The organism is Modestobacter italicus, from assembly GCF_019799965.1.
GTDB classification, from domain to species: domain Bacteria; phylum Actinomycetota; class Actinomycetes; order Mycobacteriales; family Geodermatophilaceae; genus Modestobacter; species Modestobacter italicus_A.
On record NZ_JABGCJ010000012.1, the window covers coordinates 22,554 to 43,451 of the forward strand.

Below are 20,898 nucleotides of genomic sequence, written 5' to 3' on the forward strand. Positions count from 1 at the left end.
GATGACACGAGTCCTCCGCGGTGCGTTCGGGGGCCGGCCTCGGGGCGGGCCGACGGCCCGAAGTTACCCGTTGGTAACTCGTCGCCCAAGCGCACTCCCCGACGGGGTGAGGGCAGGCCCGGACGGCGGCCCCCGGTCGGTGGCGTACCCCCGTAGGGTCGGCGGACGGGGACCGGTGACGACGGGTGGCGGGATGGGCTCAGCGCGGCGCGGGGTGGCGGGGGTCGTGCCGTGGGCCGCGCTGCTGCTCCCGCTGATCGAGGTCGCGCTGGTGGTGGCCGGGGTCCTCCCGCTGGCCGTCGCGCTGGTGGTCGCCGTCGTCCTGGAGGTCTGCTTCGCGGCCGTCCTCGTCGCGGAGTGGGTGCTGTTCCGGCGGGCCCACCGGGCGGCCCGCGAGGCCGGCGCCGGGCGGGCCGCGGCGGTCCACGCCGGGATCGAGGCAGCCGCACCGCGCCCGCTCGCGCTGCTGGTCCGCGCCGAGCTGGGCATGTGGCGCAGCCTGGCCTGGGCGGTGCACCGTCGTCGGGCGGGCGAGCCGGGGGAGACCCCGCTTGCCTACGCCTCACGGATGGACGTGCTGCTCTGGACGGTCATCGGCCTGACGCCGGTGGAGGCGGTCGTCGTCCACCTGCTCCTGCCGTGGGAGAGCGTGCGCTGGGTCGTGCTGGCGCTGACCGGCTACGGGCTGGTGTGGCTGATCGCCTTCGCGCTGTCCTTCCGGCAGTGCCCGCACACCCTCGGCCCCGAGCTGCTGACCCTGCGGTTCGGGCACCTGCGGGAGACCGTCGTCCGGCTGGACGACGTCGTCGGCGCCACCGCGGTGACCACCACGGAGCACCAGCGCAACGTCGAGCACACCGGGGGCCTGCTGACCCTGTCGGTGGCGGGGGAGGCCAGCGTCCGCCTGCACCTGCGGCCGGGGGCGACGGTGCGGCACGAGGGCGGCGAGCTCCCTGTCGAGCAGGTGGCGTTCTTCGCCGACGACCCCCGCGCCGCCGTCCGGGGGCTCCGGACCCGGACGGCGGCGCGTTCGCGGGACTGAACCTCAGCCGGCGGCGATCGCCTCGGCGAGCAGCGCGCTGGTCAGGCCGATCTGCCACTCCCGGGCACCGCCGGCGCGCAGCACGGCGGCCACCGAGTCGGGGTCGGCCGGGGTGGGCGGGGACCACATCAGGCGACGCACCAGGTCGGGGGAGAGCAGGTTCTCCACCGGCACCGACCACTGCTCCGACACCTGGGCCAGTGCTGCCCGGGCGGCCTTGAGCCGCGCCGCGGCGGCCGGCTCGCGGTCGGCCCAGCGGTTCACCGGCGGCGGGCCGTCACCGGGACGGCTGTGCAGCGGCAGCTCCTCCTCCGGCAGTGCCCGGGCCCGGGTCAGCGCACCGAACCAGGTGCTCACCAGCTTCCGGTTCGCCCGGCCCCGGAAGACCGGCAGCTCCAGCAGGGCGCTCTCGGTCTTCGGGTCGGCCTGCACGGCCGAGACCATCGCCGAGTCGGGCAGCACCCGGCCGGGGGCGATGTCCCGGCGCCGGGCCAGGTCGTCCCGGGCCTGCCACAGCGACCGGAGCATGCCCAGCTGCCGGCGGCTGCGCAGGCCGTGCATCCCCGACGTCCGGCGCCACGGGTCGACCCGGGCGGCGGGGGGACCGGCGGCCAGGATCGCCTCGAACTCCTGCCGCGCCCATTCCGTCTTGCCCTGCTCCTCCAGGATCCGGGCCAGCTCGTCCCGCACCTCGACCAGCACCTCGACGTCCAGCGCGGCGTAGACCAGCCAGTCCTCCGGCAGTGGACGGGTGCTCCAGTCGGCGGCCGAGTGCCCCTTCTGCAGCGACAGGCCCAGCAGCGACTCCACCACGGCGCCCAGGCCCACCCGGGGCAGCCCGGCCAGGCGCGCGGCGAGCTCGGTGTCGAACAGCTTCGTGGGCACCAGGCCCAGCTCGGCCAGGCAGGGGAGGTCCTGGTTGGCCGCGTGCAGCACCCACTCGACGTCCCCGACCGCCCGCTGCACCGGCGACAGGTCCGGCAGCGGCACCGGGTCGATCAGCCCGGTGCCGGACCCGGCGCGGCGGATCTGCACCAGGTAGGCGCTCTGTCCGTAGCGGTAGCCCGACGCCCGTTCGGCGTCGACCGCGACCGGGCCGGACCCGGCGGCCAGTGCGTCGGCGTAGGCGACCAGCGCCGTCGAGGTCTCGATGACCGGCGGCAGGCCGTCGCGCGGGGCCAGCAGCGGCGTCGCGGGCGGCCCCTCGTCGACGGGCGCCGGCGTGGCCGGGTCGGAGGACAGCTCGGTGCCCGGGTCGGTGCTCAGTTGATGACCCCCGAGCGGATGCCGAGCGCCACCATGTGCGCCCGGTCGCCGGTGCCCAGCTTGCGCGCGATGCGCGCCAGGTGGCTCTTCACGGTCAGTGCGGACAGGTCCACCTTCTCGCCGATCTCCTTGTTCGTGTGCCCGTCGGCGACCAGCCGCAGGATGTCCCGCTCGCGGGCGGACAGCTCCCCGACAGCTTCCTCCACCCCGGTCTGGGTCAGCCCCTGGGCCAGGCTGCTGGCGATGCCCGGGTCGCCGAACACCTCGCCGGACAGTGCGGCCCGGAGCCCCTCGGTGAGGGTGGCCAAGGGGCTGGTCTTCAGCACGTACCCCTGCACGCCGGCCAGGAACGCGGCCCGGACGACGCCCGGGTCGGTGACCGAGGTGAGGACGACGGTCACCGGCCAGCCCTCGGTGCGCAGCGTGGGCAGCAGCTCCAGGCCACGCCCCGGGTCGCCGCCGCGGCCGCCGCTGTCCGGGCCGACCTCGGGCAGGTCGACCTCGAGGACGCAGAGCGCCCGCGGCCCGGAGACGTGCGCCCGGACCCGCGCCTCCTCGAGCGAGGCGGCCTCCTCGACCTCCCGGGCGCCGAGGGCGCGCAGCCTGCCGGCCAGCGCCTCACGGAGCAGCGGGGAGGGGTCGACGACCAGCGCACTGGCGTGCGGACCGAACAGGACGCCGTCGGACCACAGCTGGCCCAGGGGCATCTGCCCTCCTGTCGTCGGACCGGGCCCGGTACGTGATGACCAGGTGGTCACCCGCGCGCGGGTCCGGCGTGTCCGAGCACTCGGCCCAGGTGCCGTTACGCCGAGTGGAGTACGGAGGGAGTCTAGGCGTCGGTGCCGACGGTCTGCCCGTCCGCGCCCAGCAGCCGGATGCCGGCCGGGGGCAGCCCAGCCGCGTTGCCCAGCACCTCCAGGAAGGCGGTGAGGTGCCGGTCGAGGTCGGTGCCCTCCGCCGTCCAGGAGGCACGGATCTCCACGTCCACCGAGTGCTCGGGGGCGGCGATGGAGCCGAAGCGGGTCGAGGCCGTGCGGGTGACCGTGCCACCGATCGAGTGGGCCTGCGCACCGGAGTCGGCCAGGGCGTCGGTCAGCCAGCTCCAGGCGACCTCGGAGAACATGCTGTCGTCGACCATGTCGGAGTCGGTGCTCGCCGAGACGAAGCCGACGCAGCGGGTGGTGCCCTGCCATGCCTCGTGCCCGTCGGGGTCGAACAGCACGATGAACCGGCCGCTGGCCAGCTCTTCCTCCGGGTCGTCGGGCGACCCGACCTGCAGGCCGATGGCGTGCGACCACGGCGCGAGCCGCTGCGGGGCCGGGATGTGCTCGACGACGATCTCCGGACGCGGGTGTACGGTCGCCAGCGCCTCGAGGGCGGCCTGGAAGTCGGCGGGCCGCGGCCCCGGGGGCGCGGGTGTGCCGCCGTCCAGGCGAGTGCGCTGCTGGGCCACGAGCGCAGGGTAGGTCGCCCGCCACCGGATGGGACCCCCCGACGCGCCGCCCCACCCCGCCGACGCCCAGCCGTGACCTGCGGGGCGAGCCGCTGCCGGCCGGTGGGCCGTCCTGCGGCGACGCCCGGCGGCACCGTCTGGGAGGATCGGCGTCCGTGGGAACAGCAGCAGGACCGGCCGACTCCGATCTCGTCCGGGCGGCCCGTGGCCTGCCGGTCTCACGCACGCCGGTGTGGTTCATGCGCCAGGCCGGTCGCTCGCTGCCGGAGTACCGGGCACTCCGCGCCGGCACCGCGATGCTGGAGGCCTGCCAGGACCCCGACCTGGTCACCGAGATCACCCTGCAGCCGGTCCGCCGGCACGGGGTGGACGCCGCCATCCTCTTCTCCGACATCGTGCTGCCCCTGGTGGTCGCCGGGGTCGACATCGAGATCAAGCCCGGCATCGGCCCGGTGATCGCCTCGCCGATCCGCAGCGTCGCCGACGTCGACGCGCTCCCCGCCCTGGAGCCCGACCGGCTGGAGTTCCTGGCCACCGCCGTCCGCCGGCTGGTGGCGGAGCTGGGCGCGACACCGCTGATCGGCTTCGCCGGGGCGCCGTTCACCCTGGCCACGTACCTGATCGAGGGCGGCCCCTCCAAGGAGCACGCCCGCACCAAGGCCTTCATGTACGCCGAGCCGGCCGCCTGGCAGCGCCTGCTCGAGCGCCTGGCGGTCTCGGCGGCGACGTTCCTGCGCGCCCAGGTGGACGCCGGCGTCAGCGCGGTCCAGCTGTTCGACAGCTGGGCCGGCGTGCTCTCCCCGGTCGACTACGCGACCCGGGTGCTGCCGCACTCGCGCGCGGTCTTCGACGGGCTGGCCGCCCCGGAGGTGCCCAAGATCCACTTCGGCGTCGGCACCGGTGAGCTGCTGCCGCTCATCGGCGACGCCGGCGTGGACGTCGTCGGCGTCGACTGGCGGGTGCCGCTGGACGAGGCGGCCCGCCGGGTCGGGCCGGGGTACTCGCTGCAGGGCAACCTCGACCCCGCCGTGCTGCTGGCCGACCGGGAGACCGTCGACCGCGAGGTGCGCCGGGTGGTCGAGCAGGGCCGCGCGGCCCGCGGGCACGTGTTCAACCTCGGCCACGGCGTCCTGCCGGACACCGACCCCGGTGCCCTGACCCACGTCGTGGAGCTGGTCCACGAGCTGACCGCCCGGTGACCGCCGCCACCCGCCGGCTGGTCGTCGTCGGCGCCGGGATCACCGGGCTCACCGCCGCCTGGCAGTGGCGCCGCACCCACCCCGACGGCGAGGTCGTCGTCCTGGAGGCCGGCGACCGGGTCGGCGGCAAGCTGGACCGCGTCGACCTCGCCGGCCGCTGGTACGACACCGGCCCCGAGGCGGTGCTCGCGCGGGTCCCCGAGGCCGTGCAGCTGATCGAGGCCCTCGGCCTGGCCGACCAGCTGGTGCCCGCGCAGACCACCCAGGCCGCGATCGTGCTGCCCGAGGGGCGGTTCCCGCTGCCGGCCGGGACGCTGCAGGGCGTCCCGACGTCGGCCGACGGGCTGGACGGCGTGCTCACCCCCGCGGGGGTCGAGCGGGTCCGCGCCGAGGCCGACCTGCCGCCGCTCCGGCTGGACGGCGACGTCTCGGTGGGCGGCCTGCTGCGCGAGCGGCTCGGCGACGAGGTGGTCGACCGGCTCGTCGAGCCACTGCTCGGCGGGGTCTACGCCGGCCGCCCCGACGACCTCTCGCTGGCGGCCACCATGCCCGCGCTCGCCGCCCAGCTGCCCGCCGTGACGACGCTGCTCGGCGCCGCCCTCGCCGCCCGCGACGCCGGTGCCCGCAGCCGCGGTGACGCCGACGGCCCGGTGTTCGTCACGGTGCGCGAGGGCATCGGCTCGCTGCCCGCCGCCCTCGTGCAGGCCACCGGCGCCGACGTCCGGCTGCGCACCCGGGTCACGTCGCTGCGCCGCGCGGGCGGCGGCTTCGAGCTGGACGTCGCCGGGGGCGCGACCCTCACCGCGGACGCCGTCGTGCTCGCCACCCCGGCCGGGCCCACCGCCGCGCTGCTCGCCGACGTGGCCCCCGATGCGGTCGAGCCGCTTCGGGGCATCCCGTACGCCTCGATGGCCGTCGTGGCGATGGCGTTCCCCGAGCAGCCGGTCGCCGCCGGCTCGGGGCTGCTGGTGCCGCCGGTCACCGGCCGGCTGGTCAAGGGCGTCACCGTCTCCTCGTCCAAGTGGCCGCACCTGGGCGGCGCGCTGCGGGTGCGCTCCTCGGTGGGCCGCTTCGGCGACGCCGCGGCCCTGCAGCGCGGCGACGAGGACCTCACGGCTGCGGTGGTCGCCGACGTCGCCGAGCTGCTGGAGCTGGAGCGCCCGCAGCCGGTGCAGACCGAGCTGGTGCGCTGGGTCGACGGGCTGCCGCAGTACCTGGTCGGCCACCCGCAGCGGGTCGCCGCGGTGCGGTCGGCGGTGGCCGCCGTCCCCGGCCTCGCCGTCGCCGGCGCGGCCTACGGCGGGGTCGGCGTCCCGGCCCGCATCCGGGACGCCCGCCAGGCCGTCGCCTCGCTGGGCTGAGCCGGCCGCACGTGCGCGGCGTCACGCGAGCAGTGGACGGACGTCCCTGACGGGCGCCGCCGGTGGCGAGCGACAATGAGGGCATGAGCGAGCAGACCGGAGAGCGCAGCATCGGCAAGCGGGCGAACGAGCTGAACGCCCAGATCCGCTACACGATGTGGTCGGTGTTCAAGCTTGCCCGCCCGCTCGGCGACGACCAGCGGGCCGCGGCCGCCGACGAGGTCACCGCGCTGTTCGAGGAGCTCGCCGGCAAGGACGTCGTCGTCCGCGGCGTCTACGACGTCGCCGGCCTGCGTGCCGACGCCGACTTGATGATCTGGTGGCACGCCGAGACCCCCGAGGCGCTGCAGGAGGCCTACGGCCGGTTCCGCCGCACCGCGCTGGGCCGGCACCTCGAGCCGGTGTGGTCGCAGATGGCGCTGCACCGCCCCGCCGAGTTCAACCGCAGCCACATCCCGGCGTTCCTCGCCGAGGAGGAGCCGCGCCGCTTCGTCTGCGTCTACCCCTTCGTGCGCTCCTACGAGTGGTACCTGCTGCCCGAGGAGGAGCGGCGGGACATGCTCAAGGAGCACGGCATGCAGGCCCGGCCCTACCCCGACGTGCGGGCCAACACCGTCTCCTCCTTCGGCCTGGGCGACTACGAGTGGATGCTCGCCTTCGAGGCCGATGAGCTGCACCGCATCGTCGACCTGATGCGCGACCTGCGGGCCAGCCGCGCTCGCCGGCACGTGCGCGAGGAGGTGCCGTTCTACACCGGCACCCGCAAGCAGGTCGCCGAGCTGGTCGCCGACCTGCCGTGAGGCACTGAACGCCCGTGGCCCAGGGCCGTGAGGTCCTGGGCCACGGGCGTTCAGCGGTACGGCGTGCGGGGTGCTCAGGCCTCGTCGAGGGCGATGCTGACCGAGTTGATGCAGTAGCGGTCGCCGGTCGGGGTCTGGGGGGCGTCGGCGAAGACGTGGCCCAGGTGGCTGTGGCAGCTGCCGCAGAGCACCTCGGTGCGGAGCATGCCGTGTGTGGTGTCGTCACGGAGCACGACGTTGTCCTTGGCCGAGGGCTCGTAGAAGGACGGCCAGCCGCAGTGCGAGTCGAACTTGGTCTCGGAGCGGAAGAGCTCGGCGCCGCACGCCCGGCACGAGTAGGTGCCGACCGTCGTGGTGTCGACGTACTCGCCGGTCCACGGCCGCTCGGTGCCCGCCTGGCGGAGCACGGCGTACTCCTCGGGGGACAGCTGGGCGCGCCACTCCTCGTCGCTCTTGACGACCTGGGGCTGGTGGGCGGATGTGGTCATGGACCCACCGTACGGCGGCTCCGCCACCCGTGCCGGGGACGGGGACGGCCCCGTCGCCCGAGTGGGCGACGGGGCCGTCGTGCCTGGTCAGCAGGGTGTCACCGCCGGACTGCCCAGGGTGGGGTCAGCCGCGGTGCCACCAGCCGATCAGCCGGTCCAGCAGCTCCTGCAGCACCGAGCGGAGCTCGAACCCGGTGCTGGCCGTCTCGCCCGACGTGCCCCGCAGCAGCACCTCCTGGTCGCCGGTCGGCAGCAGCACCGGGACGGTGAACCGGATGGTGACGGTGCCCTCGGAGTCGGCCACGGCGCTGCCCAGCTGCCCGCGGTTGCGCGAGGGCAGCGAGGCCGTCACCCGCTCACCCGGCTCGAACCCGGTGCCGGTGACGGTGATCCGCTCCCCGCGGTAGGGCCGCGGGTCGCTGATCGTCGCCTGGGCCGGCACGTCGGTCTCGGCCGGCGTGATGCCGATCAGGGTCGGGTTGTGGTCGCTGGACCGGTACGGGTCCGCGGAGAAGAACGGCTCGTACCCGGCGTACTGGTAGGCGAAGGACTCCTCGGCGTTGATCTCCCAGATGTCGTGCCCGGTGATCTTCGGGAACAGCGACGGAGTCGCGAAGACGTGGTCGAGCGAGCCCGCGGCGCCGTCGAAGACGTAGCTGTACTCGCCGTCCTCGCGGACCTCCTGGTAGCCGGCCGCGCGGACGACGTCGAGCGGGTCCTCGTTCCGGTAGCTGTTGAAGTCACCGGTCAGCAGCACGTCGGTGTCGCCGCTCGCCGCTGCCACCTGGCCGGCGAAGTCCACCAGCACCTCGGCCTGGGCCACCCGGTCGCCGTTGCAGTTCCCCTGGCCACCCACGGACGTGTCGTCGCTGTCGGCGCCGCAGCTGCTGCCCTTGGACTTGAAGTGGTTGGCGATGACCGAGAAGACCTCGCCCTGGAAGTCGAACGTCTGCGCGATCGGCGTCCGTGCGTTGGCGAACACGGCGGCAGCCTCGTCGCCGGTCGGGGTCGTCGGGGCACCGACCGGGCTCACCCGGTCGGTGCGGAAGATGATCGCGTTGGTGATGGCGTCGGTGTCCTCCCGGGCCCGCACGTGGTCCCAGTCGTGGCCGTCGACCTCCTCGAGCGCGGCGATCAGCGTCTCCACCGCCTCGTACTCGTTGGTGGAGTACAGCGCCGAGTTCTCGATCTCGTGCAGCGTGAAGACGTCCGCGTCCATCGCCGCCATGGCGGCGACGATCTTGGCCTCCTGCTGCTGGAACTCCGACTCACTGGTGGCCCCGCGGGGTTCGAGGACGCCGCTGCCGACCTCGTCCGGGGTGCGGATGAAGTAGTTCAGCACGTTGAAGTCGGCGATCCGCAGGTCACCGCGGACCTCCTCGGGAGCCGCCGTCCGAGGGTTGCGCTCGGGGAAGCTCGTCCCCTCGGCGGTGCCGTCGGAGGGCTGCAGCCGCCACTCGTCGAAGCCGTAGCTGAGCACCACCGGCTGGTCGATGAGCGCGCCGTCGCCGACCCGCACCGGGTCGTCGGCGGTCAGGTACGGCGGGGCCTCACCGGTCGAGCCGAAGCTGGTCGAGCGGCCGTCGTCGACGATCACCGACCGGGCCTCGTTGCTCTCCTGCACCGCGGTCGAGGCCGGGCCGGGCTCGGCTGCCTCGGTGGGGGAGACCAGCCGGCCACCGGCGGCCAGCACGACCTCGCCGTACCGGTTCAGGTTGTAGACCTCGGTGACGGTCAGGTCGTCGGCGGGCTCGACCAGCATGCTTTCCAGCGCCTCGCGCTGGGCATCGGTCGAGGGCAGCGGCAGCGGGGTCGCCGCCGGCAGCTCACCGGGGCCGCAGTCGGTCACCGCGGTGGCGGTGATCTGGGTGGCCTCGTAGAACTCGGAGACGGTGCCGGTGACGGTGACCGTGTCGCCGAGGTCCAGGGCCGGCAGCTGCTCGCCGTAGACGAAGACCCCGTCGGAGGTGGCCGGGTCGCCGTCCCCGGCGTCCTGCACGTGCACGCCGTCCAGGCCGCCGTCCTGCAGGTCGCCGACGACGGTGCCGCGCACGGTCACCGTCTGACCCTGGACCGGGCTGGCGGCGCCGGGGCCCTGCACCGAGCCGATGGTCACCACGGTGGCGTCGCAGGACTCCCCGACCGGCAGCTCGCCGCCGCCGGGGGTCCCGCCGTTGCCGGGGGTGTTGGCTGCGCCGAACGTGCTGGCTGCCGGGCCGAACCAGGTGTCCTCGCCCGGGGTGCGCTGCAACGACTGCCCGGCGTCCTCGGTGCCGGCCTCGGCCACCCCGATGTCGGTGCTCGTCGTGCCGGCCGCTGGACCGTTCGTGGCCGTCAGCGTGCCCTCGTAGCTCAGGAACTCCACGACCGCGCCATCGGCGTCGACCAGTGCGAACGCGTCGGGCGCGCCGTTCTGCAGACCGTTGGACGGGTACGTCACCACGGAGATGCCGGTCTCGCTGGCCGGCACCGGGTCGGTGTCGTACGTGGCGCCGTTGCTGCCGTTGTAGAGCACGACGGTGTAGGCGCCGGCGGCGATGGGGCCGTCGGCGGTCACCTCGATCGCCTCGCCGCTGTCGGTGCCGCCGTTGTCGTAGTGGATCTCGGTGAGCTCGGCGGTGCCGGTCGGCGTGGGGTCCGGCTCGGGGGAGGGGTCCGGGTCGGGCTCGGGGTCGGGCTGGTCGCCGGTGCCGAAGAGGTCGGTGACACCGAACGTGCTGGCCGCGGGGCCGGTCCAGGAGTCCTCGTCCACCCGCTGCAGCGACTGACCGGGGTCCTCGGTGCCGGTCTCGGCCACGCCGATGTCGGTGGCGGTCGTCCCCGCAGCGACGCCGTCCGCGGCGGTCATGGTGCCCTCGTAGCTGAGGAACTCGATCAGCGTGCCGTCGGCGGTGGCCAGGGCGACGCCGTCCGGGGCACCGTTCTGGATGCCGTTGGCCGGATAGGTGAGCACGGCGACCGGGGTGCCGTCGGCCTGGGGGGTGACGTCCGACGCGGCGATGGTCCGGGTGCCGTAGGCGGCGCTGTTGTTGCCGTTGTAGAGCACCACCTGCAGGCCGACGAGGTCGGTGCCGGCCGGTGCGGCGACCTCGATCGCCTCGCCGCTGTCGGTGCCGGCGTTGTCGTAGTGGACCTCGGTGATCCGGGCGTCGGCGGGGGCCGCCTGCGCGGGTGCCGCCACGGCCAGCCCGCCGGCGGTCAGTGCCCCGACGGTCAGGCCGAGGACGGCGGAGCGGGGGGTTCTGGGGAGGGACACGGGACTCCTCGGACGGTCGGGCGCTGACCGGTCAGGGGCGGTCGGACCCCCCGATCCTGTCAGTGCCCTGAGCGACCACCGATGAACATCCGGTAACGAACTACGCGCTGCTAAGAACTCTCCGGTGACCCGGCGTGTCGGGTGGGCGGCGTGCGGGTGCCCGGTCCGGTGAGGGGCCTCGTACCGTGGTCGCGGCGCCGCGTCCGGTGGTGCCGCCGTCCGCCGAGAGGACCCATGAGCACCCCGCAGCCCCTGGCCGACACCTGGTTCACCCGCGACCTCCCCGTCCTGCGGGCGATCGTCCGGCTGATCGACGAACCGCCGCACGGCAGTGCGCCCTACCTGGGGGCGGTGGTGCCGGCCAGTGGCCTGCCCAAGCCGCAGGTGGTGTCGGCGGCCAACGCCCTGGTCACTGCCGGCTACGCCGAGGCGCTCACCAACCACGCCGGTGAGATCGTCCGGTTCACCGCGGTGTCCGGAGAGGCCCGCCGGCTGACCGGGCTGTGGCCGACCCCGCAGAGCGAGTGGGAACGGCTGGTGGAGCAGGCACAGGCCCGGGCTGCCGGCGCGATGACCGACGTCGAGCGGGACCGTTGGCGGGCCTTCGCCGACGCCGCGGTCGCCGTGGGCCCGGACGACGGCGCACTGCTGATGTCCGCGCTGATCGGCGGCTACGTCCCGCGCGCCCGCTGAGGCGCCGCTCGCCGGGCACCGCCGCCGAACGCGACAGTGCCCCCGTCCGGTTTCCCGGGCGGGGGCACTGTCGGTGGTTCAAAGGGCTGCGTTCAGCACCTCGGTCCGGGAGATCAGACCGGGTTGACGTTCGCCGCCTGCGGGCCCTTCTGGCCCTGCTCGATGTCGAACGAGATGCGCTGGCCCTCATCGAGCGAGCGGTACCCGCTGGTCTGGATGGCCGAGTAGTGGACGAAGACGTCCGGGCCGCCGCCGTCCGGGGTGGCGAAGCCAAACCCCTTCTCCGCGTTGAACCACTTCACTGTTCCTTCGGGCATTGCTCGCTCCTAGCTGAGGTCGTGCGTCGGGGTCCTGCCAGAGCGCAGGGCCTTCCCGACGAAGAGAACCCTAGCGGCTCGGAGGCGTTCGTGGGCAACTCGGGCTCCAGAAGATCGCCGGGCGCGCCCGATCGGCTCCGGCCGGAGGGGTCAGGGCGGTCGGTCCGGAGGGGTCAGAGCAGTCGGTCCGGAGGGGTCAGAGCAGTCGTCCGGGCGGGTCCCCGGCGTCCCCGGGCCAGGTCCGCGTGGCGTGGCCGGCGCCGGCGTAGGGGTGTCCGGCGGGCGGCCCGGCGACCCGCGCCGCCGGCAGCGCGAGCGGCTCCCGGCCCCGGGGACCCGGCCGCCACGACGGGACGGTGATCGTCGCCGGCGCGGCCCACTGCTCAGCGGCCAGCCGTGCCTGCTCCAGCCGGGTGGCCTGCAGGTGACGACGCCAGCGGTGGCCCAGTAAGTCACCGGCCACCAGCACGGCGACCAGGACGGCGACGGTGAGGAACGCATCGGCGAGCGCGGTGGCCACGTCCAGCGGCGTGATCTCCGGCCAGCTGACCTGCTCCAGCTGGTACCCGACGATCTCGATGACGACGTACACCGCGCCGTACACCAAGAGCGCGACCCGCATGACCCTGCTCCTCCGCCTGCTGCCGTGGACCCGATCGAACGGTTCCCCAACGACAGGTGCTGCTCTCCACCCGAGCCTGGGCGCCGGCTGTGCGGTGCGGGGCCACCCCAACGGGTGAGCCGCTGGGTCAGCCGCGCTGGTACAGCTCGGTGAGCAGGGTGGTGGCGGCGGCCGACGCCGGGTGCGGGTCGTCCCGCCACCAGGCCAGCCGGACGGCGACCGGCTCGGCGTCCCGGATCGGCCGGTAGGCGACACCGGGGCGGCGGTACTGGGCGGCGGTGCTCTCCGCGGTGACGCCCACGCAGCGCCCGGTGGCGATCACCGTCAGCCAGTCGTCGACGTCCTGCGTGTGCTCGACCACCGGGCGAGCGCCCTCCGGCCACAGCTCGGGGGTCGTCGTCCCGGTCCGTCGGTCGACCAGCAGCGTCCGTCCGACCAGGTCGGCCATCCGCACCGACCGGCGGCGCGCCCACGGGTCGTCGGCCGCCACGGCGCACAGCCGCCGTTCCACCCCGACCAGCGCGCTGTCGAACCGCCGCGGGTCCGGGGTGAGCCGGACGACGGCCAGGTCGCAGGCGCCCTCGGCCAGGCCGGCGGTGGGGGAGTTGGTGCGCACCAGTTGCAGCTCGGTCTCCGGGTGCTGGGCGGCCCAGCGGCGCTGGAAGTCCAGGGTGTGCCGGCCCATCGCCGACCACGCGTGCCCGATCCGCAGCCGCGTCGCCCGGCCGGCTGCCTCGGCCACGAGCTGGTCGGCCTCGGCCAGCAGCTTGCGGGCGCGGGGCAGCACGCGCTGCCCGGTCGCGGTCAGGGACACCTCGCGTGCCGTGCGGCGGAGCAGGCGGGCGCCCAGCTCGCCCTCCAGCGCGGCCAGCGTGCGGGAGACCGCGGCCTGGGAGACCCCGAGGGCGATGGCGGCGTCGGTGAGCGTGCCGGCGTCCACGATGGCGACCAGGCACCGCAGGTGGCGCAGCTCGAAGCTCATACATGGAGCGTATGCATGAGCCGGACATTGCATTTTGCGCATCCAGGTTCGCGGGTCAGGGTCGAGACGTGCCGACCACCTCGCCGCTCCACCAGCCCGTGACGCCGCTGTCCCCGGCAGGGGAGCGACCCGCGGTGCCGGTGGTGGCCGCCGGAGCCGGGGTCGGGGTGGCGCTGATGCTGGGCAGCGCGCTCTCCAGCCAGGTCGGGGCGGCCGTCGGCGCGCTGGCCTTCCCGGCGATCGGTGCCCTCGGCGTGGTGGCCGTGCGGCAGTGGGTCGCCGGAGCGGTGCTGTCCGTCGTCGTCCGGCCGCGGCCGTGGCGGCTGACCGCCGCCCAGTGGCGGCCGGTGCTGCTGCTGGCGGTCGTGTCCTCGACCATGAACCTGTCGCTGTACGCCGCGGTCCACCGGATCGGGCTGGGTCTGGCCGTGACGCTGGAGTTCCTCGGCCCGCTGGCGGTCGCGCTGGCCGCCTCCCGCCGCCGGGGCGACCTGGGGTGTGCGCTGATCGCGCTCGCCGGGGTGGTGGTGCTCAGCCGGCCGCAGCCGACCACCGACCGGACCGGCATCGCCCTGGGGATCCTGGCCGCCGGCTGCTGGGCGGCCTACATCCTGGTCAACCGGGAGCTGGGGGTCCGGGTCCCCGGCGGCACCGGCCCGGCCACCGCGGCAGCGGTGTCCGCGCTGGCCTTCCTGCCGATCGGGGTCACCGTGCTGGTGCGGCACCCGCCCTCGCCGCAGACCGTGGGACTCGCGGTGACAGCCGGCGTGCTGGCCTCAGCGGTGACGCTGCTGGTCGACCTCGTCGCGCTGCGCCGGGTGCCTGCCGGGACGTACGGCCTGTTCATGAGCGTCAACCCGGTGCTCGCCGCGGTCGTCGGCCTGGTCGTCCTGAGGCAGACGCTGCCCTGGGAGTCCTGGCTCGCCATCGCCGCGATCGTCAGCGCCAACGTGGTCAGCCAGCTGCTGGCCCGCCGCAGGCCCCAGCGCCTCGACCGCTCGGGCCGCCGGGTCAGAGGTTCAGGACGGCGCCGCTGATCACGGCATCGACCACCTGCCGGAGCGGGAGCCCGCTGCGGCGAGCGTGGGTGCGCATCAGCGTGAAGGCCGCGTCCACCCCGACCCCGGACCGCTCGGCCAGGATGCCCTTGGCCTGCTCGACCCGGATCCGGCTGGTCAGCGCCTCCTGCAGCTGCTCGGCCAGCTGCTCACGTGCGTCGAGGACACGCTGCTGCACGATCGCGACGGTCGCCACGTCGGCGAGCGCCCGGGCCAGCTTCATGTCGGCGGCACTGAGCGCCCCCGGAGCCACCCGGAAGACGTTCAGGGCGCCGATCACCTGGGTCTGCAGCCGCAGTGGGATCGCCTGGGCCGAGGCGAACCCGGCCTCGGACAGCCGCGCGGTGAAGGTCGGCCAGGCGCCGCGCATGGCCGCCTCGTCGACCTTGGTGACCTGCTCGCCTGTCCGGAAGGCGTCCAGGCAGGGGCCCTCGTCGTGCTGCAGCTCGAAGAGCTCGACCAGCCGGGTGTCGTGCGTGGAGGCGGCCATCACCTCCAGCCCGCCCCGTTGGTCGGCGAGCATGATGCCGCCCGCATCGGCGTCGACGAGCGCCACGGTCCGCTCGACGAGGGCGTGCAGGAAGTCGATCAGGTCGAAGTCGTCGACCAGCGTGCCGGCCAGCTCCACGAAGGTGTCGGCGATCAAGAGCTCACGTGCCGTCACGACGACTCCTCGGCTGGGTCGGGAGCGCCCGGAGCGGTGCCGGGGCTCGTCTGGACGGTGCCCGCGGCACTGTCGTCGAACCGTAGTCGTCGCACCACCACGTCACCGGCGACCTCGAGCACCGATCGGTCGGCGCCGAAGGCGTGGCCGCGCAGCCGCAGCAGCGCCGTGGCGAGATCGACCCCGAGCTGGACGGAGATCATCCCGGCGGCCTGGTGCACGACCGCCCGGCGGTCCACGACCTCCACCCGGTCGGACTGGTGCAGGCGATCCGGTGACCGGGTCCGCGCGCCGTCCTCACTCTCCACCCGGTCGTACTGGAGGTGCAGGAGGACCGCGGTGGCCGCATCGGCGAAGGAGAGTGCGGCGGCGTACTGACGATCGCTCAGCGGGCCACGGCTCCCGTCGTAGAGGTCGAGCACCCCGATGCCGACGGCACCGACCTGCAGCGGGAAGGCGAACGAGGCGAGCACCCCGCGTTCCGTGGCGCCGGCGGTGAACGCAGGCCACCGGCGATCGGCCTGCCGCGACAGGTCGGGCACCAGCACGGGGCGGCCGGAGGTGATGGCCTCGGTGCAGGGCCCCTCGCCGAGGAGGAACTGCAGGTCCTCCATCTCCTGGGCGTGCCCGTCGGTCGCGGCGAGGACGCTGCCCACTGTGGCCGTGCTCATCACGGCCAGACCGACCCCGCTGACCAGCGTGGCGGTCCGGCAGCGGTCCACCAGGTGGCCGGGCCACGTCGTCACCGGTCCGGCACCGGCGAGGCCGGCGAGGATGTCGGCCGCCCCGGGTGGGGTCACGGCGTCTGGCCTGCCGAGCGGGCCCCGCTCAGGGGATGTCGTCCAGGTGCCGCAGGGTCCGCCGGACGGTGCTGTCGGCACACACCACCTCGAAGACGGTGTCCCGGGTGCGTGCACGGTTGCGGGCGGAGACCAGGACGCGCAGCGCCGACAGGCTCAGGAAGGTGACACCCTGCAGGTCGATCACCAGCCGCACGGGGTGCTCGGTCCAGGCGTCGGTGATCAGCTCGGCCAGTTCGTGCTGGCTCCACCAGTCGACCTCGCCGAGGACCACCACGTCGACGCGGCCTCCGGGGAGGGGCGATGTCCAGCCGGTGAGCAGGACCCGGGGCGAGCTGGGAGGGGTGGACTGCGTCTTCGTCACGGCCGACCTCACGGTAGAGAGAGGCCGGGTCCGGGGCCGCTCGGTCCGGTGACCGAGCTCGCACTCTGCGCACGACCATAGCGTGGCGGTCCCAGGACGGGAAGGGCCTGCTCGGCTGCCCGGCAGCGTTGGACAGCGGAGGGCGCCGGTGGGGCAGGGCCTGGCGGTCACCCCGGATCCGGTGGCGCTGCCGGAGACGGCAGCGGCCGGTCCGTGCGCCCGACCGCCGCCGCTCGGCGTCGCACCGACGCCCCGGTCGACCGGCAGCGCGCTGGGGCCCTCGTCCGAGGTCGGGTGACGCAGGGCCGGGCAGCAGGGGTCAGGGTGTGGGTGTCTTCTTCGCCCGGCTGGGCTGCACCCGCATCGGCTCGCCGGGCATCTTCGGGTAGTCGGGGGGATAGGGCATCTCGCCCAGCCCGAGATCGCGTTCCTGCCGGTCGGCCAGCTCGACCAGCGGGGTGATGTCGAAGGCGTGGTCGGCCAGCCCGGCGTGCTTGTCGCCCACCTCGCGGAAGCGCGCGGGCATGGTGCGCACGTCGAAGTCGAACGGCGAGACGTCGGGCAGCTCGTCCCAGTCGACCGGGGCGCTCACCGGCGCGTGCGGCTTGGGCCGGATCGAGTAGGCGCTGGCGATCGTGCGGTCCCGGGCCATCTGGTTGTAGTCGATGAAGATCTTCTCGCCGCGCTCCTCCTTCCACCAGTTCATCGTGACCCGGTCCGGGATGCGCCGTTCCAGCTCGCGGCCGAAGGCGATCACCGCCCGGCGCACCTCGGGGAAGGTCCAGCGCGGCTGGATCGGCACGTAGACGTGCACGCCCCGGCCGCCGGAGGTCTTCGGCCACCCCTCCATGCCGAACTCGTGCAGCAGCTCCCGAACGTGCGGGGCCACCCAGACGGCGTCGGAGAAGTCGGTGCCCGGCTGCGGGTCGAGGTCGATCCGGATCTGGTCGGGGGACTCGACGTCGCCCTTGGACACCGGCCAGGGGTGGAAGGTCAGCGTGCCGAGGTTGGCGCACCACGCGACCACGGCGACCGAGTCCGGGGCGATCTCGTCCGCCGTCCGGCCGCTGGGGAAGGTGATGTGCGCGGTCGGCACCCACTCGGGGGCGTTCTTGGGCACCCGCTTCTGGTAGAACGCATCGCCGGTGTTGTCGGCGCGGGTGGACATCCGGGCGCCCTCGAAGACCCCGCCCGGCCAGCGCTCCAGCGTGGTCGGCCGGTCCCGCAGCGCGAACAGGATGCCCTCGCCGACGGCGACGAAGTACTCGACGACATCGATCTTGCGGACGCCCAGGTCCCCGAAGTACGGCTTCTCCGGGCTGCTCACCCGCACCTCGTGCCCGTCGAGCTCCAGGACGACGGCGTCCTTGCTGCTGGCCATCGGGCTCCGTCCGGGTCGGGGCACGCGGGGTCGCGCGTGCTCTGGCGGGCCAGCCTCGGGCCCGCCGGTCAGCAGCGCAAGGTCAGGCGGGGCAGGTCACCCCGTCCTGGGGGACGACGAGGTCGATCAGGTAGGCGTTCACGGCCGCGGTCACGCAGTCGTTCTTCGGGTAGGCGGTGTGCCCGCTGCCCTGCCAGGTCAGCAGGACCGCGTTCTCCAGGTCCTCGGCCATGTCCACGGCACCGGGCAGCGGGGTGACCGGGTCGCCCTGCGTGCCGACGACCAGGATGGGGGCGCTGCCGGCGGCGTCGCGCTCGGGCAGCGGGGTGCGCGGGGAGTCCCAGGCCGAGCAGGTGTAGAGGCTGAGCGCGGCGTCGGCCCCGAACAGCGGGTACGTGGCGCCCCAGCTGGTGACCAGCTCGCGCACCTGGTCGGCGCTGACCTGCTCCTCGGTGTCGGCGCAGGTGATCGTCACGTTCGCGTCCACCACGTTGCTGTAGGTGCCGTCGTCGTTGCGACCGGTGTAGGTGTCGGCGAGGGTCAGGATGCCGGCGGCGTCGCCGTTGCGCGCGGCGGCCAGCGACTGCGCCAGCTGCGGCCAGGCGCTGGGCTGGTACAGCGCCGAGCGGATGCCGTTGAGGATCAACCCCGGCGTCGCCTGCCGCGTCTCCCCGGCCCGGGAGCTGGCGATCGGGGCAGCGGCGGCCTGGGTGAGCAGCTCGTTGACGAAGGCCCGCGGGTCCGGGCCCACCGGGCAGCCGCCGATCAGGCCGACGCAGTTGGCGGCGAAGGCGTCGAAGGCGGCCTCGAAGGACTGGGCGCGCAGCTCCGCGGCCTCCTGCAGGGTGGCGTCGGGGTCGACCGCGCCGTCGAGCACCATGGCCCGGACCTGCTCGGGGAACAGCTCGGCGTAGGTCGAGCCCAGCGTGGTGCCGTAGGAGTACCCCAGGTAGTTCAGCTGCTCGTCGCCCAGCGACTGGCGCACCAGGTCCATGTCCCGGGCGCTGTCGACCGTGCTGAAGGCGCCCAGCGCCTCGTCGTACTCCTCGGCGCACCCGGCGGCCACGTCGTCGACCCGGGCGAACGCGGCGTCCAGCGCCGCCGCCTCGGTGGCGCGCGGGTCCGCGGCGAACAGCTCGTCCTTGTCCGCGTCGGAGATGCACTCCACCGGCGTGGACAACCCGACGCCGCGGGGGTCGACCCCGACGATGTCGAAGCGGTTGACCACGTCGGTGGGCAGCGTCAGCGCCGACTGGATGGCGGCGTCGGTGGCCGACTGGCCCGGGCCGCCGGGGTTGACCAGCAGCGAGCCGACCCGGCCGGTCTGCCCGGCCAGCGTGGCCCGCACCAGGAACAGCTGCAGGGTGCCGCCGTCCGGGTCGTCGTAGCTGACCGGCACCGTCGTCGTCCCGCAGGAGAAGGCGAGGTCGCGCTCAGAGCCGGGGCGGCCGGCGATGATCTGGTCGATGTCGGCGTCGCAGTCGGTCCAGTCGATCGGCTGGGCCTCGGGCGCCGCCGTGGTCTCCGGGGCCGAGCTGCTGGCCGCGTCGTCCGCGTCGCCGGAGGAGGTACAGCCGCTCACGGCGAGGGTGAGGGCGAGCAGGGACCCTGCGGTGGTGGCCAGGCGGCGGTGCGCGGTCATGATCAGCAAGGGTAGGAGGCGTAGCTGTGCGCGTCAGCCGGAGCGGGCGTGAGGAAGTGCTCAGTGCGGCGGGGACTCACCCGCCTAGGACCTCGGCCAGGTCGTACCGCACCGGCACCTCGAGCTGGTCGTAGGTGCACGACTGCGCGTCCCGGTCGGTGCGCCAGCGCAGGAAGTGACCGGTGTGCCGCAGCCGGCTGCCCTCCAGCTGGTCGTACTTGATCTCCACCACCAGCTCCGGGCGCAGCGGCACCCAGGACAGGTCCTTGCCGGCGTTCCAGCGGCTGGTCGCGCCGGGCATCCGGTGCTCGCCCTCGCCGTCGGTCTGCGCGTTGGCCCAGTCCTGCCACGGGTGGCCGTCCAGCGCCTCGGCCCGGTAGGGGGCCAGCTCCTCGACCAGCTCGGCGCGGCGCTTCATCGTGAAGGACGCCGCGACGCCGATGTGCTGCAGGCTGCCGTCGCCGTCGTAGAGACCGAGCAGCAGCGAGCCGACCACCGGGCCGCTCTTGTGCCAGCGGAACCCGGCGACCACGCAGTCCGCCGTCCGGACGTGCTTGACCTTGGTCATCAGCCGCTGGTCGGGGGCGTAGGGCTGGTCGCCGCGCTTGGCGATCACGCCGTCCAGGCCCGCGCCCTCGAACTCGTCGAACCAGCGCCGGCCCACCGCGGCGTCGGAGGTGACGGTGGAGACGTACACCGGTGCCTGCACCCCGGCCAGCGCCTCCCGCAACCGGGCCTGGCGGTCGGCGTAGGGGGTCGCCATCAGCGACTCGTCGCCGATGGCCAGCAGGTCGAACGCGACGAAGGACGCCGGCGTCTCCGCGGCCAGCTTGGCCACCCGGGAGGCCGCGGGGTGGATCCGCTGCAGCAGGGACTCGAAGTCCAGCCGGTCACCGCGCGGGACGACGATCTCCCCGTCGACGACGCAGCGCTCCGGCAGGTGCGCCTTCACCGCCTCGACCACGTCGGGGAAGTAGCGGGTCAGCGGGCGCTCGTTTCGGCTGCCCAGCTCCACCTCGTCGCCGTCCCGGAAGACGATGCAGCGGAACCCGTCCCACTTCGGCTCGTAGAACCAGCCCTCACCGGTGGGCAGCGCGGCGGCGGGCTTGGCGAGCATCGGCTTGACCGGGGGGTTCACGGGCAGGTCCATGGCGGTAGTCAAGCAGCCCGGCGCTGGTCCGCGCGGTGACCGAGCTCGCCGCGGACCCGCTGATCGACCCCGGGTCGACTCGGCGGAGGCCAGCCCACGACCGCGCGTCGAGCCGTCGCCGAGCTAGAAGGGCGGCGGCTCGTCATCCGGCGGCGGGTCGGGCTCGGCGGATGGGCTGGCTGCGGTGTTCGGAGGCCGGGTGGTCGGGTGGTGCGGGTGACGCCGGAGGGGGTGGTGACGTGCAGGGTGCCGTCGGTGTCGAGGCGGAAGTGCCAGCCGGGGGCGAAGATCTTGAGTCGGTGGTGGGAGCGGCACAGGCAGCAGAGGTTGGTGCAGTCGGTGGCTCCGCCGGTGGCGTGG

The 20,898-nt window shown here is 74.3% G+C and carries 21 protein-coding genes and 1 pseudogene; 7 read left to right on the forward strand and 15 right to left on the reverse strand.

The features are described from left to right. The first annotated feature begins 193 nt into the window (after positions 1 to 193). Positions 194 to 1,042 (forward strand): hypothetical protein, encoded by an 849-nt coding sequence (locus HLA93_RS19910; RefSeq protein ID WP_222196191.1) that lies wholly within the window; start codon positions 194 to 196, stop codon positions 1,040 to 1,042. Between the two features lie 3 nt (positions 1,043 to 1,045). Here the strand turns inward: HLA93_RS19910 and HLA93_RS19915 are convergent, their stop codons facing one another. The 3 genes from HLA93_RS19915 to HLA93_RS19925 form a co-directional block, all read right to left on the reverse strand. After that, entirely contained in the window at positions 1,046 to 2,308 is a 1,263-nt protein-coding gene (locus HLA93_RS19915) for a ribonuclease D (protein WP_222196213.1), read from the reverse strand. Beyond that, positions 2,305 to 3,015 (reverse strand): LuxR C-terminal-related transcriptional regulator, encoded by a 711-nt coding sequence (locus HLA93_RS19920; protein WP_222196192.1) that lies wholly within the window; start codon positions 3,013 to 3,015, stop codon positions 2,305 to 2,307. Before HLA93_RS19920 ends, HLA93_RS19915 begins: the two co-directional genes overlap by 4 nt. Before the next feature lie 122 nt (positions 3,016 to 3,137). After that, on the reverse strand, positions 3,138 to 3,761 hold the full coding sequence (locus HLA93_RS19925) for a DUF3000 domain-containing protein (RefSeq protein WP_222196193.1): 624 nt from the start codon (positions 3,759 to 3,761) through the stop codon (positions 3,138 to 3,140). Between the two features lie 155 nt (positions 3,762 to 3,916). Here HLA93_RS19925 and hemE point away from each other — a divergent pair, with 155 nt between their 5' ends. The 3 genes from hemE (at position 3,917) to hemQ (ending at position 7,121) form a co-directional block, all read left to right on the forward strand. After that, positions 3,917 to 4,960, forward strand: a complete 1,044-nt coding sequence (gene hemE / locus HLA93_RS19930; protein WP_222196194.1) for a uroporphyrinogen decarboxylase — start codon at positions 3,917 to 3,919, stop codon at positions 4,958 to 4,960. Further along, positions 4,957 to 6,321, forward strand: coding sequence for a protoporphyrinogen oxidase (gene hemG / locus HLA93_RS19935; protein ID WP_222196195.1), 1,365 nt, complete (start codon positions 4,957 to 4,959; stop codon positions 6,319 to 6,321). The genes hemE and hemG overlap by 4 nt, the downstream gene beginning before the upstream one ends. Before the next feature lie 83 nt (positions 6,322 to 6,404). After that, positions 6,405 to 7,121 (forward strand): hydrogen peroxide-dependent heme synthase, encoded by a 717-nt coding sequence (hemQ, locus tag HLA93_RS19940; RefSeq protein ID WP_222196196.1) that lies wholly within the window; start codon positions 6,405 to 6,407, stop codon positions 7,119 to 7,121. A 74-nt stretch (positions 7,122 to 7,195) separates the two neighbouring features. Here hemQ and msrB read toward each other — a convergent pair whose 3' ends face one another. Next, a complete protein-coding gene (msrB, locus tag HLA93_RS19945) occupies positions 7,196 to 7,609 on the reverse strand; it encodes a peptide-methionine (R)-S-oxide reductase MsrB (protein WP_222196197.1) in 414 nt (137 codons plus the stop codon). 124 nt (positions 7,610 to 7,733) lie between these two features. Continuing rightward, complete coding sequence (locus HLA93_RS19950) at positions 7,734 to 10,865, reverse strand: ExeM/NucH family extracellular endonuclease (RefSeq protein ID WP_222196198.1); 3,132 nt, start codon at positions 10,863 to 10,865, stop codon at positions 7,734 to 7,736. A 234-nt stretch (positions 10,866 to 11,099) separates the two neighbouring features. On the opposite strand from HLA93_RS19950, the gene HLA93_RS19955 reads away from it, so the two are divergent. Next, complete coding sequence (locus HLA93_RS19955; RefSeq protein WP_222196199.1) at positions 11,100 to 11,558, forward strand: hypothetical protein; 459 nt, start codon at positions 11,100 to 11,102, stop codon at positions 11,556 to 11,558. A 113-nt stretch (positions 11,559 to 11,671) separates the two neighbouring features. Here HLA93_RS19955 and HLA93_RS19960 read toward each other — a convergent pair whose 3' ends face one another. The 3 genes from HLA93_RS19960 to HLA93_RS19970 form a co-directional block, all read right to left on the reverse strand. Next, positions 11,672 to 11,875, reverse strand: a complete 204-nt coding sequence (locus HLA93_RS19960) for a cold-shock protein (RefSeq protein WP_014741881.1) — start codon at positions 11,873 to 11,875, stop codon at positions 11,672 to 11,674. Positions 11,876 to 12,071: 196 nt separating this feature from the next. Continuing rightward, entirely contained in the window at positions 12,072 to 12,497 is a 426-nt protein-coding gene (locus tag HLA93_RS19965) for a hypothetical protein (protein ID WP_222196200.1), read from the reverse strand. Positions 12,498 to 12,624: 127 nt separating this feature from the next. Then, positions 12,625 to 13,479 carry a LysR family transcriptional regulator gene (locus HLA93_RS19970; RefSeq protein ID WP_222196201.1) on the reverse strand — a complete coding sequence of 285 codons (855 nt, stop codon included), beginning with the start codon at positions 13,477 to 13,479 and terminating at the stop codon, positions 12,625 to 12,627. Positions 13,480 to 13,547: 68 nt separating this feature from the next. Here HLA93_RS19970 and HLA93_RS19975 point away from each other — a divergent pair, with 68 nt between their 5' ends. Beyond that, positions 13,548 to 14,516: an EamA family transporter gene (locus tag HLA93_RS19975; RefSeq protein ID WP_222196202.1), complete on the forward strand. Its 969-nt coding sequence runs from the start codon at positions 13,548 to 13,550 to the stop codon at positions 14,514 to 14,516. On the opposite strand, the gene HLA93_RS19980 is transcribed toward HLA93_RS19975, so the two are convergent. Genes HLA93_RS19980 through HLA93_RS22155 form a run of 3 tightly spaced genes read right to left on the reverse strand, consistent with a single transcriptional unit; the run spans position 14,491 to position 16,365 of the window. Beyond that, positions 14,491 to 15,201, reverse strand: coding sequence for a GAF and ANTAR domain-containing protein (locus tag HLA93_RS19980; protein WP_222196203.1), 711 nt, complete (start codon positions 15,199 to 15,201; stop codon positions 14,491 to 14,493). The two genes, HLA93_RS19975 and HLA93_RS19980, sit on opposite strands and share 26 nt — an antisense overlap. After that, on the reverse strand, positions 15,198 to 16,001 hold the full coding sequence (locus HLA93_RS19985; protein WP_222196204.1) for a GAF and ANTAR domain-containing protein: 804 nt from the start codon (positions 15,999 to 16,001) through the stop codon (positions 15,198 to 15,200). The genes HLA93_RS19980 and HLA93_RS19985 overlap by 4 nt, the downstream gene beginning before the upstream one ends. 28 nt (positions 16,002 to 16,029) lie before the next feature. Then, positions 16,030 to 16,365 (reverse strand): STAS domain-containing protein, encoded by a 336-nt coding sequence (locus HLA93_RS22155; RefSeq protein ID WP_222196205.1) that lies wholly within the window; start codon positions 16,363 to 16,365, stop codon positions 16,030 to 16,032. 148 nt (positions 16,366 to 16,513) lie between these two features. On the opposite strand from HLA93_RS22155, the gene HLA93_RS22160 reads away from it, so the two are divergent. Further along, complete coding sequence (locus HLA93_RS22160) at positions 16,514 to 16,663, forward strand: hypothetical protein (protein WP_222196206.1); 150 nt, start codon at positions 16,514 to 16,516, stop codon at positions 16,661 to 16,663. Between the two features lie 21 nt (positions 16,664 to 16,684). On the opposite strand, the gene HLA93_RS20000 is transcribed toward HLA93_RS22160, so the two are convergent. The 4 genes and pseudogenes from HLA93_RS20000 to HLA93_RS20015 form a co-directional block, all read right to left on the reverse strand. After that, positions 16,685 to 17,746: a DNA polymerase domain-containing protein gene (locus HLA93_RS20000; RefSeq protein WP_222196207.1), complete on the reverse strand. Its 1,062-nt coding sequence runs from the start codon at positions 17,744 to 17,746 to the stop codon at positions 16,685 to 16,687. A gap of 82 nt (positions 17,747 to 17,828) precedes the next feature. Continuing rightward, on the reverse strand, positions 17,829 to 19,388 hold the full coding sequence (locus tag HLA93_RS20005) for an alpha/beta hydrolase (protein ID WP_222196208.1): 1,560 nt from the start codon (positions 19,386 to 19,388) through the stop codon (positions 17,829 to 17,831). Between the two features lie 76 nt (positions 19,389 to 19,464). Continuing rightward, on the reverse strand, positions 19,465 to 20,538 hold the full coding sequence (locus tag HLA93_RS20010; RefSeq protein WP_222196209.1) for an ATP-dependent DNA ligase: 1,074 nt from the start codon (positions 20,536 to 20,538) through the stop codon (positions 19,465 to 19,467). An 8-nt stretch (positions 20,539 to 20,546) separates the two neighbouring features. Continuing rightward, a pseudogene (locus HLA93_RS20015) lies at positions 20,547 to 20,898 on the reverse strand (hypothetical protein); the annotation flags it as partial.

Coding starts and splice junctions, on each gene's coding strand:
- HLA93_RS19910 (WP_222196191.1), top strand. CDS start 194: ATGGGCTCAGCGCGGCGCGGGGTGGCGGGGGTCGTGCCGTGGGCCGCG.
- HLA93_RS19920 (WP_222196192.1), bottom strand. CDS start 3,015: ATGCCCCTGGGCCAGCTGTGGTCCGACGGCGTCCTGTTCGGTCCGCAC.
- hemQ (WP_222196196.1), top strand. CDS start 6,405: ATGAGCGAGCAGACCGGAGAGCGCAGCATCGGCAAGCGGGCGAACGAG.
- msrB (WP_222196197.1), bottom strand. CDS start 7,609: ATGACCACATCCGCCCACCAGCCCCAGGTCGTCAAGAGCGACGAGGAG.
- HLA93_RS19955 (WP_222196199.1), top strand. CDS start 11,100: ATGAGCACCCCGCAGCCCCTGGCCGACACCTGGTTCACCCGCGACCTC.
- HLA93_RS19960 (WP_014741881.1), bottom strand. CDS start 11,875: ATGCCCGAAGGAACAGTGAAGTGGTTCAACGCGGAGAAGGGGTTTGGC.
- HLA93_RS19965 (WP_222196200.1), bottom strand. CDS start 12,497: ATGCGGGTCGCGCTCTTGGTGTACGGCGCGGTGTACGTCGTCATCGAG.
- HLA93_RS19970 (WP_222196201.1), bottom strand. CDS start 13,479: ATGAGCTTCGAGCTGCGCCACCTGCGGTGCCTGGTCGCCATCGTGGAC.
- HLA93_RS20000 (WP_222196207.1), bottom strand. CDS start 17,746: ATGGCCAGCAGCAAGGACGCCGTCGTCCTGGAGCTCGACGGGCACGAG.
- HLA93_RS20005 (WP_222196208.1), bottom strand. CDS start 19,388: ATGACCGCGCACCGCCGCCTGGCCACCACCGCAGGGTCCCTGCTCGCC.
- HLA93_RS20010 (WP_222196209.1), bottom strand. CDS start 20,538: ATGGACCTGCCCGTGAACCCCCCGGTCAAGCCGATGCTCGCCAAGCCC.